This is a genomic window from Vibrio sp. CDRSL-10 TSBA, from assembly GCA_039696685.1.
Classification (GTDB): domain Bacteria; phylum Pseudomonadota; class Gammaproteobacteria; order Enterobacterales; family Vibrionaceae; genus Vibrio.
Window position 1 is genome coordinate 3225962 of record CP155566.1, and the last position, 12874, is coordinate 3238835.

At 48.3% G+C, this 12874-nt stretch carries 3 protein-coding genes, 1 tRNA gene, 1 rRNA gene and 8 pseudogenes; 10 read left to right on the plus strand and 3 right to left on the minus strand.

The features are described from left to right. The first annotated feature begins 78 nt into the window (after positions 1 to 78). Positions 79 to 718 (plus strand): annotated as a pseudogene (locus ABDK09_22715) (DUF2959 domain-containing protein). Positions 719 to 835: 117 nt separating this feature from the next. Here the strand turns inward: ABDK09_22715 and typA are convergent. Continuing rightward, positions 836 to 2657 (minus strand): annotated as a pseudogene (typA, locus tag ABDK09_22720) (translational GTPase TypA). 495 nt (positions 2658 to 3152) lie between these two features. On the opposite strand from typA, the pseudogene glnA reads away from it, so the two are divergent. The 9 genes and pseudogenes from glnA (at position 3153) to ABDK09_22765 (ending at position 12409) form a co-directional block, all read left to right on the plus strand. Further along, a pseudogene (gene glnA / locus ABDK09_22725) lies at positions 3153 to 4563 on the plus strand (glutamate--ammonia ligase). A gap of 144 nt (positions 4564 to 4707) precedes the next feature. Beyond that, a complete protein-coding gene (locus tag ABDK09_22730) occupies positions 4708 to 5280 on the plus strand; it encodes a DUF4124 domain-containing protein (protein ID XAW89446.1) in 573 nt (190 codons plus the stop codon). A 134-nt stretch (positions 5281 to 5414) separates the two neighbouring features. After that, on the plus strand, positions 5415 to 6461 hold the full coding sequence (glnL, locus tag ABDK09_22735; protein ID XAW89447.1) for a nitrogen regulation protein NR(II): 1047 nt from the start codon (positions 5415 to 5417) through the stop codon (positions 6459 to 6461). 53 nt (positions 6462 to 6514) lie between these two features. Beyond that, positions 6515 to 7920: pseudogene (glnG, locus tag ABDK09_22740) on the plus strand (nitrogen regulation protein NR(I)). Positions 7921 to 8159: 239 nt separating this feature from the next. Beyond that, entirely contained in the window at positions 8160 to 9164 is a 1005-nt protein-coding gene (gene add / locus ABDK09_22745) for an adenosine deaminase (GenBank protein ID XAW89448.1), read from the plus strand. Between the two features lie 146 nt (positions 9165 to 9310). Continuing rightward, positions 9311 to 10691, plus strand: a pseudogene (locus ABDK09_22750) (IS4 family transposase). 184 nt (positions 10692 to 10875) lie between these two features. Beyond that, a pseudogene (locus tag ABDK09_22755) lies at positions 10876 to 11903 on the plus strand (IS630 family transposase). Between the two features lie 19 nt (positions 11904 to 11922). Continuing rightward, positions 11923 to 12156: pseudogene (locus ABDK09_22760) on the plus strand (transposase). 19 nt (positions 12157 to 12175) lie between these two features. Beyond that, positions 12176 to 12409: pseudogene (locus ABDK09_22765) on the plus strand (transposase). 97 nt (positions 12410 to 12506) lie between these two features. Here the strand turns inward: ABDK09_22765 and ABDK09_22770 are convergent. Both ABDK09_22770 and rrf read right to left on the minus strand, forming a co-directional pair. After that, a tRNA-Asp gene (locus tag ABDK09_22770) sits at positions 12507 to 12583 on the minus strand. Between the two features lie 84 nt (positions 12584 to 12667). After that, positions 12668 to 12783, minus strand: a 5S ribosomal RNA gene (gene rrf / locus ABDK09_22775). Positions 12784 to 12874: the final 91 nt, after the last annotated feature.

Below are 12874 nucleotides of genomic sequence, written 5' to 3' on the forward strand. Positions count from 1 at the left end.
CCAGTAAAGCGGCGTTGAATACGGTATGCTGACCATATCAGGTTACAATGCAATTATTTTAATAGAAAGGAGTTCATGATGCCTTACTTGTTGGCCATCTTGTTATCTGTCTTCACCCTGACCGGTTGCCAGAGCGCGTATTATTCGGCAATGGAAAAAGTCGGCTACCATAAACGTGACATCATGGTTGACCGGGTTGAAGCCGCACAAGACTCACAGAAAGACGCTCAGCAGGAAACTGACCAGCGCGCTCGAAGCCCTGTCAGCCTTTACCCAGTTTGACGGTGGTGAGCTGGAAAGCGCCTATGAGCGTATCAACGATCAGTATCAGCAAAGCGAAGACGCTGCTGCGGATGTGCGCGATCGTATCGCCGCAATCGAAGATGTTTCCGAGGCATTATTTGCCGAATGGCAGCAAGAGTTGTCGCTGTATACCAGCAGCAAGTTGCGCCGCGCCAGCGAGCAGAAGCTGAAACAAACCCAGGCATCGTACCAGACTATGCTTAAAGCGATGAAACAGGCTGAACAGACAATGAAACCTGTGCTCAATACACTGCGTGACAATACTCTGTATCTCAAGCACAACCTCAACGCCAGCGCGGTCGGCTCGCTGCAGGGTGAATTCGCCTCACTGGAGAAAGATATCCGCAGTGCGATCAGCCAGATGAATGCTGCAATTGCCGAGTCAGATCAGTTCCTCAGCCAGTTAAAACAGTAATGACTACAAATACCGGACGGGCCGCTGTGTTCCGATAGACCGCCCCGGTTACTCCGCTCATGGTGCCAGACAATAAAAAAGCCCTCAGATGAGGGCTTTTTTTAATCCGGTGAACGATTACTTACGCGCAGCGCGTTTACGGTCGTTCTCAGTCAGGTGACGTTTACGGATACGGATGCTCTTCGGTGTTACTTCCACCAGCTCGTCATCATCGATGAACTCCAGAGCCTGTTCCAGCGTGTATTTGATCGCAGGAGTCAGAACCTGAGCGTCATCAGTACCAGAAGCACGTACGTTGGTCAGCTGCTTACCTTTCAGACAGTTTACTGTCAGGTCGTTAGAGCGGTTGTGGATACCCACTACCTGACCTTCATAAACCTCATCCGCGTGTTCTGCGAACAGACGGCCACGCTCTTGCAGGTTAAACAGTGCGTAAGTCAGTGCTTTACCGGTTGCGTTAGAGATCAGTACGCCGTTTATACGTTGACCGATTTCGCCACCTTTGTGCGGTGCGTAGTGGTCAAATGTATGGTACAGCAGACCAGTACCAGAAGTCAGAGTCAGGAACTCAGTCTGGAAGCCGATCAGGCCACGTGATGGCATCACGAAGTCAAGACGTACACGACCTTTACCGTCTGGAGACATGTCTTTCAGTTCGCCTTTACGCAGACCGATTTTCTCCATGATACCGCCCTGGTTCTCTTCCAGTACGTCGATAGTCACAGTTTCAAACGGTTCCATCAGTTGGCCGTCTTCTTCGCGCAGAATTACTTCCGGACGAGATACTGCCAGCTCAAAACCTTCACGGCGCATGTTTTCAATCAGGATAGACAGGTGCAGTTCACCACGGCCAGATACACGGAATTTATCTGGATCGTCAGTTTGCTCAACACGCAGTGCTACGTTGTGTACCAGTTCTTTTTCCAGACGCTCAAGGATGTTACGTGAAGTCACGAACTTACCTTCTTTACCCGCGAACGGAGAAGTGTTTACCTGGAAAGTCATAGTAACGGTTGGTTCATCAACTGTCAGTGCAGGCAGAGCTTCTACTGTGTTCACATCACAGATGGTGTCAGAGATTTTCAGCTCACCCAGACCGGTGATCGCAACAATGTCACCAGCAGTTGCCAGGTCAGTTTCAGAACGTTGCAGACCCAGGTAACCCAGAAACAGTACCCACTTTGCCGTTACGTTTCTTGCCATCAGCACTGATTACAGTCACTTGCTGGTTTGGCTTCACGCTACCACGGGTTACACGGCCAACACCGATAACACCAACGTAAGAGCTGTAATCCAGCTGTGAAATCTGCATCTGCAGTGGCCCATCAAGGTCAACGTTTGGTGATTCAACGTTATCAACGATTGCCTGGAACAGCGGTTCCATGTTTTCGCCGGTTTCGCCTTCTTCCAGAGATGCCCAGCCGTTCAGTGCTGATGCGTAGACCACTTGGAAGTCCAGCTGTTCGTCAGTCGCGCCCAGGTTATCAAACAGGTCAAATACCTGGTCCATAACCCAGTCTGGACGCGCGCCAGGGCGGTCGATTTTGTTAATAACAACGATAGGCTTCAGACCGTGAGCAAACGCTTTCTGCGTTACAAAGCGGGTTTGTGGCATTGGGCCGTCAACCGCGTCAACGATCAGCAGTACAGAGTCTACCATCGACATAATACGCTCTACTTCACCACCGAAGTCCGCGTGTCCCGGAGTGTCAACGATGTTGATACGGAAATCATTCCAGTTGATCGCTGTGTTCTTCGCCAGGATGGTAATACCACGCTCTTTTTCGATGTCGTTCGAGTCCATGACTCGCTCTTCAACGTCACCGCGCGACTCTAGCGTGCCCGATTGCTGGAGCAGTTTATCTACCAGGGTCGTTTTGCCGTGGTCAACGTGCGCGATGATCGCGATGTTTCTTAGTTTTTCAATCTGAGTAGCCATGGAATTTTGCTTCACTTAATTACACAAATGGCCCGGTTTACGGAAGTGCAAACCAGTACCTGAGTTTGGTTAAAAAAACGGCCAATAATGTACCAGATTTTGGCGAAAAGCCTAGAAATATGTGATCTGACCCTGTGGATTTCGCACATTTAGAGCCTAGTCGCGAATTGAAATGAACACAAACCGTCCTGGAGCAGAAAAGACAATTGACAATCACAGAAATAATCGGCTGAATAGTGTTCGCTTTGTTATAAATTGGTGCAGCAAAAACTAACATGCACCACTAAAGTGCAGTATGGGATCATTATGGTGCAATGAAAAGCACCAAAAAGAACCAAACACTTGCAAAGCCTTGAAATTACGGGACTTAAGAAATTGGCACGATATTAGCTTAGTAAAATCAGCATTGCTTAAGAAATAGTGCAGCCTTAAGCAATGCTGGTTTCACTTTGATTCGAGCCCAAACCGCTTTATTAACACTGGAGGTTATCCAAGATGTCAGTAGAAAACGTTCTATCGCTGATCCAAGAAAACGAAGTTAAGTTTGTTGACCTACGCTTCACAGATACAAAAGGTAAAGAGCAACATATCTCTATTCCTGCTCACCAAATCGACGCAGACTTCTTCGAAGAAGGTAAAATGTTCGATGGTTCATCAGTTGCTGGCTGGAAAGGTATCAACGAATCTGACATGGTAATGATGCCGGATGCATCATCTGCTGTACTAGACCCATTCACAGAAGACGCAACACTGAACATCCGTTGTGACATTCTTGAGCCTGCAACTATGCAAGGCTACGACCGTGACCCACGCTCTATCGCAAAACGCGCTGAAGAGTACATGCGTTCAACTGGTATCGCAGACACTGTTCTGGTTGGTCCAGAGCCAGAGTTTCTTCCTGTTTGACGACGTGAAATTCTCTACTGACATGTCAGGTTCTTTCTTCAAGATTGATGACGTGGAAGCTGCATGGAACACAGGCACTGAATACGAAAACGGTAACAAAGGTCACCGTCCAGGTGTGAAAGGCGGTTACTTCCCAGTAGCGCCAGTTGACTCATCTCAAGACATCCGTTCAGCTATGTGTCTGATCATGGAAGAAATGGGTCTGGTTGTTGAAGCACACCACCACGAAGTAGCAACAGCGGGTCAGAACGAAATCGCAACGCGTTTCAACACTCTGACTGCTAAAGCAGACGAAATCCAAATCTACAAGTACGTTGTTCATAACGTTGCTCACGCATTCGGTAAAACAGCGACTTTCATGCCTAAACCACTAGTTGGCGACAACGGTTCAGGTATGCACGTGCACCAATCTCTGGCAAAAGACGGCGTTAACCTGTTCGCAGGTGACAAGTACGGCGGTCTGTCTGAAATGGCGATCTACTACATCGGTGGTATCATCAAACACGCTCGTGCAATCAACGCATTCGCTAACCCAGCGACTAACTCATACAAGCGTCTGGTTCCTCACTTCGAAGCACCAGTTATGCTGGCATACTCTGCACGTAACCGTTCAGCGTCTATCCGTATCCCAGTGGTACCAAGCCCTAAAGCACGTCGTATCGAAATTCGTTTCGGCGATCCAGCAGCGAACCCATACCTGGCGTTTGCAGCAATGCTGATGGCTGGTCTTGACGGTATCAAGAACAAGATCCACCCAGGCGAAGCAATGGATAAAGACCTGTACGATCTACCGGCAGAAGAAGCGGCAGAAATTCCAAAAGTTGCAGAATCTCTGCAACAAGCTCTGCAATGCCTGAGCGAAGACCGTGAGTTCCTGACTGCAGGTGGCGTATTCTCTGATGACTTCATCAACTCTTACATCGATCTGAAATCTAAAGATGTAGAGCGCGTGAACGTAGCAGTACACCCACTAGAGTTCGAACTGTACTACTCTGTATAATTCGCGCTAAGTGCAGTTGTAACCTCGGTTACAATCAATAATAAGGCTCGCCTCGCAGGCGGGCCTTTTTTCTATTGGTCGACCTTCAGAGCCTGATTATCCTTGTCTGCTCACTGCCACATGACAGCTCAGCCAGGGAGTAGCATGAAACTGACCATTCCCCTTACAAACCTTGTATTACTGCTGTGCCTGCTGCCCGCAGCAGACACTCATCCCCGGACCATCTATACCTGGACCGATTATCAGGGCACCGTCCATTTTAGCGATAATCCAACTCATGCCCATGCCCATGCCCGGGCACTATCCGTTAATGATGCCCTATCCGTTAATGAGACACTGCCCGTTAATGACGCATCGCCCGCGTTGACCCCATCGATAAATGCGGCAACAACACAGGTTGCACCGAAACAGCACACAATCGCTCAGACAGAGCTGCACATAGAGTGGTTAAAACCGACTCATGAACAGACAATTCACGACAATCAGGGCAACATCACCCTGCATATCGCACTAAACCGCGCACTGTCTGAGCAAGAAACTCTGCAATTACTGCTCGATGATCAGCCTTTTGGTGCACCCGGCACCAAAACAGTGTGGCAGCTGAGTAATATTGAACGCGGGTCACATACCTTTTTAATTCAGGCTCTTGTAAGCGGCAAGGTTATTGCATCGTCTAGTAAAGTAACGGTGTATCTGCATCGGGCATCAATTAAATAGGTGTGAACAGCACTCAATCGCCCGATTTAACAGGGTATTTCACTTTTTATTTCTATACCGTTGCGCCATACTTGACAAAACAGTGCACCATAATTGTGCATTGCATCATTTTGGAACACGGCAAGGACGATACTGTGAGTGCAGAGCTAAGCGAAACCATTCTGAACAATGTTGTAACCGCCACCTTGATGTTGGATGAAACATTGTGCGTACGTTACGCCAACCCGGCGGCCGAACAACTGTTTTCCCAAAGTGCCAAGCGCATTATCAATCAACCGCTGTCAAAACTGATTCAACACGCCTCGATGGACCTGGCTTTGCTTTCTCAGCCATTGCAAAGCGGACAGAGTATTACCGACAGTGATGTCACCTTCGTGGTTGACGGCAAACCCTTAATGCTGGAAGTGACCGTCAGTCCGATTTCGTGGCAGAAGAGCCTGATGCTGTTGGTTGAAATGCGAAAGATCGGCCAGCAACGCCGCCTGACACAGGAGCTCAATCAGCATGCGCAGCAACAAGCAGCAAAACTGCTGGTGCGGGGGTTAGCTCATGAGATTAAAAACCCGTTGGGAGGTTTACGCGGCGCAGCCCAGCTGCTGGAACGCATGCTACCGGACCAGAGCCTGACCGAATACACCCAGATCATTATCGAACAGGCGGATCGACTGCGAGCCCTGGTCGACCGTTTGCTCGGCCCGCAGAAGCCCGGCAAGAAAACGTCGGAAAACCTGCACCTGATCCTGGAAAAGGTTCGTCAGCTGGTTGAACTCGAAGGTGGCAAAGAGTTGCAGATTGAACGGGATTACGATCCCAGCCTGCCCAATATCATGATGGATACCGATCAAATCGAGCAGGCTCTGCTCAATATCGTCAGTAACGCTGCGCAAATTTTGTCACAGCAGTCGCATGGCGTGATAACCCTGCGCACCCGCACCGTTCACCAAGCCAATATTCACGGCCAGCGACACAAGTTGGTGGCCCGCATTGAGATCATTGATAACGGCCCGGGTATCCCGCTCGAGCTGCAGGATACGCTGTTCTACCCTATGGTCAGTGGCCGGGAAGGTGGAACCGGACTTGGCCTGTCGATATCTCAAAACCTGATCGACCAGCACAATGGAAAAATCGATGTAGAAAGCTGGCCAGGACGAACCATATTTACGATTTATTTACCCATCTAATGGTGTGATTATGCGACCGCTTAGAATGGGGGTTGCTGTTGAGGAAGAATACTATGAGTAAAGGATACGTTTGGGTTGTCGATGACGACAGTTCTATTCGTTGGGTGATGGAAAAAACCCTATCGTCAGCAAACATTAAATGTGAAACCTTCTCCGATGCGGAAAGCGTTCTGATGGCATTAGAACGAGAAACTCCGGATGTCCTGGTTTCTGATATTCGTATGCCCGGGATCGACGGAATCGAGTTACTGCATCAGGTACACTCGCGCTCACCAGAGCTCCCGGTGATCATCATGACGGCCCACTCCGACCTGGATGCAGCCGTGAATGCCTATCAGAAGGGGGCATTCGAATATCTGCCGAAGCCGTTTGATGTGGATGAGACACTCACTCTGGTTGAACGTGCGATAGCCCATGGCCAGGAACAGCGTAAAGAGCAGTCACAGAATCAGGTACCAACTTACGATACACCGGAAATCATCGGTGAAGCGCCGGCAATGCAGGAAGTGTTTCGCGCCATCGGCCGCCTGTCCCGCTCTTCGATTTCAGTATTGATTAACGGTGAATCAGGTACAGGTAAAGAACTGGTCGCGCATGCTCTGCACCGCCACAGCCCGCGGGCGCAGAACCCGTTTATCGCACTCAATATGGCCGCAATCCCGAAAGACCTGATCGAATCGGAACTGTTCGGCCATGAAAAAGGAGCCTTTACCGGCGCCAACAATGTACGTCAGGGCCGTTTTGAACAGGCCAATGGCGGGACACTGTTTCTGGATGAGATCGGTGACATGCCACTCGACATTCAGACCCGTTTGCTAAGGGTACTGGCCGATGGACAGTTTTCTATCGTGTCGGTGGCCATTCCGCAATCAAAGTGGATGTGCGTATTGTCGCCGCGACGCACCAGAATCTGGAAAAACTGGTTCATCAGGGTAAGTTCCGTGAAGACTTGTTCCACCGCCTTAACGTCATCCGCATTCAGATCCCCGCTTTGCGTGAGCGTCGTCAGGACATCGATAAACTGACTAAACATTTTCTTGCTCTGGCTGCCAAAGAGTTGGGTGTGGAGATGAAAACGCTGCATAGCAAAACCATCGAAATTCTCAATCGCCTCGATTGGCCGGGTAACGTACGTCAGTTAGAGAACATGTGTCGCTGGCTGACTGTCATGGCAAGTGGTACCGAAGTGTTGCCAAGCGACCTGCCCTCAGAGTTACTGGCAGAGAAGAAAACGGTCGACTTTGACAGTGATATCAGCTGGCAGAAGCAACTGGAAGCCTGGGCAAAATCCGCCCTGGCATCCGGTGAAACTGAAATCCTCTCTTATGCTCTGCCGGAATTTGAACGCATCCTGCTGGAAGCCGCGTTGAATCATACTAACGGCCATAAACAAGATGCCGCCAAAGTGCTTGGCTGGGGACGTAATACTCTGACGCGCAAGCTGAAAGAATTGTATTAACCTGAAGCATTCTCTTCTATAGAGCCAAGCAAGGTGGCCTTTAATCAGGCCACCTTTTTTATTTTCCGCCGCTACGTGCTGCCCGCTACAGTATCCTTTCACTGAATAGCGAGAGATCAACACATACAGTAAACAAGAACAAAGTCGCAGCAAAATAAGCCAGATTCGGCCACTACCACTACTGACACTGACCCGTTTGGTTTTTATACTTAGCGCAGAATTTGACTTGGTACATGACAATGATTACAAAAAATATTCCCCTGACTGATCTACACCGCCACCTTGACGGCAACATCCGCACTCAAACCATCCTTGAGCTTGGCCAGAAGTTTGGTATGGCGTTACCAGCCGATACTGTGGAAGCACTGACACCGCATGTACAAATTGTCGAAGCCGAACCCTCTCTGGTTGCCTTTCTGTCCAAACTTGACTGGGGTGTGGCTGTACTGGGTGATCTGGACGCTTGTCGCCGCGTGGCCTACGAAAACGTTGAGGATGCACTCAACGCGCAGATCGATTATGCCGAACTGCGTTTCTCCCCTTATTACATGGCAATGAAACATAATCTGCCAATTGCCGGTGTCGTGGAAGCAGTAGTCGATGGCGTACAAGCCGGTGTACGCGATTTTGGCGTGCAAGCTAACCTGATTGGCATACTGAGCCGTACTTTCGGTACAAAAGCGTGTCAGCAAGAGCTGGAGGGCATTCTGAGCCAGAAACAGCACATCGTCGCACTCGATTTGGCCGGAGATGAGCTGGGACAACCTGGCGACCGATTTGTCAGCCACTTTAAACAAGCACGCGATGCCGGACTGAATATTACCGTCCACGCAGGCGAAGCCGCTGGCCCACAGAGCATGTGGCAGGCTATTCGCGAATTAGGTGCAACCCGTATTGGCCACGGTGTCAAAGCCATTGAAGATCCGCAGCTGATGGATTATCTGGCTAAACACCGGATTGGTATTGAGTCATGCCTGACATCGAACATTCAAACCAGCACCGTTACCAGCCTGGCACAACACCCGCTCAAGCGTTTCCTTGAGCACGGTGTGCCGGCGTGTCTGAATACCGATGATCCGGCAGTAGAAGGCATCGAACTACCATACGAGTATGAAGTGGCAGCACCGCAAGCAGGCCTGAGCCAGGAGCAAATCCGTCAGGCTCAAATCAACGGCCTGGAGCTCGCTTTCTTGTCTGAAGCAGAAAAACAAGCACTGAAGGCTAAAGTCGCTCAACGCACTTAAACCTTCATTAGGAAAAATATACCAAAGCCCCGCCGTTACAAGCCTGTCTTTCCTACACAAATCCCTCGATGAAAGTTGAGGGATTTTTTTTTGAATTTTTGTCGATTTTTATGATCTCAACAAAAAACAAAGTGTTGAGGTAAAGTATGGTGTTTTTAACAGATGCAGAGCAATGGGCGACTGAGACTTTTTCACAAGCTAATCTCGGAGATCTTAGACGAACCAAACGTTTAGTTAAACTCACCGCATCTCTTGCTAATCACGTAGGGCAGTCTATTGTGCAATCTTTAAAATCTCCTTCTGACATTGAAGCCGCTTACCGTTTTACCCGCAATCATGCTATTGACTCTCAATCGATTGCAGAAGCAGGCTTTGCCGCAACGGCCGAACTGGCTCAATCTTATGACTGTCTACTGGCTTTGGAAGATACAACCTCACTGGACTTTACCCATCGAAACCGTCAGGGATGAAATGGGATATACCACCTCTAGGAAAAGCGCCAAAGGCATGCATGCTCACTCCGTGTTGCTGTTTGCTCCCGAGGAGAAGCAGGTTGTGGGGTTGATTGAGCAGGAGCGCTGGATAAGGGACATGAGCTTATATGGAAAGAAAGCTCAGCGAGGTAACCGAGCCTATGAAGAGAAGGAAAGCTTTAAATGGGAACGTGCGTCGAGAGCCATGGAAAAACGTCTCGGCTCAGTGATAGACAAGGTTATCTCCGTCTGTGACAGAGAAGCCGACATCATTGAATACCTGACCTATAAAATGACCAACCGACAACGCTTTGTCGTCCGATCGATGCAAAGCCGGTGCATCGAAGAGAGTACAGACAAGCTGTACTCATTTAGTGATGCCTTACAGCCCGCAGATGAAAGAAAAGTTCAGGTTAAGCAACGAGGAGGACGTAAAGCTCGAGAGGCTATCTGCGAAGTTCGATATGCCCCAATCACCATCAAAATGCCAGCAAACAAACGAGGTGAACCCGTCTCATTGTACTATGTGGGCTGTCAGGAAACGAATCACGAGCAGGCCCTTTGCTGGCATATTCTCACGTCAGAGCCAGTGTTGAGTAAAGAGGATGCTAAGCGTATCTTGGATTACTATGAAAAACGCTGGTTGATTGAGGAGTTCCACAAAGCCTGGAAAAGCGGAGGAACACAGGTTGAGGAGCTCCGTATGCAAAATAAAGAGAATTTAGAAAAGATGGTCGTCATCCTAGCGTTCATAGCCGTTCGTGTTCATCAACTGCGTTATCTTGGTCTGAACAAAAAAGAAGCGGAAAAACAGAGTTGTGAAACGCTCTTGAGTCCGGTTGCTTGGAAGCTACTTTGGTCAAAACAGGAAAAGACGCGCCCCCCTAAAAGAGCACCAAGTGTGTACTGGGCATACATCAATCTCGGCAAGCTCGCGGGATGGTATGACTCGAAACGTAATGGTCGTGTGGGTTGGGAGCGGTTATGGGAAGGATGGTTCTTATTACAAACCATCCTTGAAGGTTATCTGTTAGCCAAGTCTCTTGACCTATGAGATGTGATCAAGAGACAGGCCGTTACAAGCGGGGCTTTTTTGTTAGGGGCTAGGGGCTAGGGGCTAGGGGCTAGGGGCTAGGGGCTAGGGGCTAGGGGCTAGGGGCTCAAATTATAGCGACCGGCTTGGATAATACCAATCGCACTAATTTTATGATCTAATATCAGCTTCAATAGGAGCTGATATGACGACCCCTGACTTCCCAAAACTTATTCGTGAAACATCCGATGCTAGGATGCGTACGAGACTTCTTGCGATATCTCATTTCGTGGATGGAAAAAGCCGCACTCAGATCGCCAAATATTTAAAAGCCAGCCGTACCAGTATCAATAACTGGGTCGCGGCTTATTTAAAGAATGGTGTTGAAGGCTTGGTAGAAAAGCAGCATACAGGCCGTCCTCCACGACTGACTGAAGACCAGCTATCCCAGTTAAAGCTGTACATCACTTCCAATGCGATTAAGCCTGAAGGTGGCAGACTACAGGGGACAGATATTATTGAATTCATCCATGAAGAATTTGGCCTATCGTACAGCTTATCAGGCATCTATAAGATATTGATAAAGCTTGATTTAGTTTGGATAACAACGCGTTCAAAGCACCCAAAGCAATCTGTAGAAGCACAAGAAGCTTTTAAAAAAATTCCCAATAGAAACGATCCTTAAGATCCCAGGACATGTTGCTTTAAAAGATGTTCAAATCTGGTTTCAAGATGAAGCCAGATTTGGCCAGCGCAACACAACAACCCGAATATGGGCAGAAAAAGGGACTCGTCCCAGAGCGGTACAACAACAGCAATTTGAGTATGCGTACCTATTTGGAGCGGTGTGCGTTAATACCGGAGAAACTGAAGCTATTGTTGTTCCGATGAGCAACATGGAAGCAATGAAAGAGCAACTCAGGCTCATTTCTCAATCCACACCCGCAGACAAACATGCTGTCGTCATCATGGTTCAAGCCAGTTGGCATCAAAGTTATCTTGCTGATTCATTCAAGAAACCTGACTGTCATTCATATACCGCCCTATTCACCGGAACTCAACCCAATAGAGCAGGTATGGAGTTGGTTGCGTCAGAACGAAATAGCCAATAGGTGTTTTGAATGTTACGACGATATTGTCGACAAGCTGTGTAGTGCTTGGAATCGCTTTTGTGCAGACAAAAGCAGAGTCATTTCGCTCTGCTTTAGAGATTGGACTATATTGACCAGTTAATTAGTGTGATTGGTATTATCTTGCTGATTCATTCAAGAACCTGACTGTCATTCATATACCGCCCTATTCACCGGAACTCAACCCAATAGAGCAGGTATGGAGTTGGTTGCGTCAGAACGAAATAGCCAATAGGTGTTTTGAATGTTACGACGATATTGTCGACAAGCTGTGTAGTGCTTGGAATCGCTTTTGTGCAGACAAAAGTCGAGTCATTTCGCTCTGCTTTAGAGATTGGACTATATTGACCAGTTAATTAGTGTGATTGGTATTATCTTGCTGATTCATTCAAGAACCTGACTGTCATTCATATACCGCCCTATTCACCGGAACTCAACCCAATAGAGCAGGTATGGAGTTGGTTGCGTCAGAACGAAATAGCCAATAGGTGTTTTGAATGTTACGACGATATTGTCGACAAGCTGTGTAGTGCTTGGAATCGCTTTTGTGCAGACAAAAGTCGAGTCATTTCGCTCTGCTTTAGAGATTGGACTATATTGACCAGTTAATTAGTGTGATTGGTATTAGTGTGATTGGTATAACGCCAGGGTTTGGAATAGCAGAAAACAAAAAACCCAGTCACAAGACTGGGTTTCTGTAAATAAGTGGCGGAGCGGACGGGACTCGAACCCGCGACCCCCGGCGTGACAGGCCGGTATTCTAACCAACTGAACTACCGCTCCGCATTGGTCAGACTATAAAGTCTTTTCTCGTTTTTGCTTTCAGGTTATTCCTTAAAAAGGAGTAATCTGAAGCAAGAAATTAAAGCCTGGCGATGTTCTACTCTCACATGGGGAAACCCCACACTACCATCGACGCTGTTTCGTTTCACTTCTGAGTTCGGAATGGGATCAGGTGGGTCCAAAACGCTATGGTCGCCAAGCAAATTCTGTTTTTATTTTCACTTTTTCTAAAAAAGTGAAGACAAAAAATCTGGAAAGCTGTTTAAGTTCTCACACACATTCAATGTACTT

Excerpts from the sequence above, each read along its gene's own strand:
- ABDK09_22730 (XAW89446.1), top strand. The coding sequence starts at position 4,708 with ATGAAACTGACCATTCCCCTTACAAACCTTGTATTACTGCTGTGCCTG.
- add (XAW89448.1), top strand. The coding sequence starts at position 8,160 with ATGATTACAAAAAATATTCCCCTGACTGATCTACACCGCCACCTTGAC.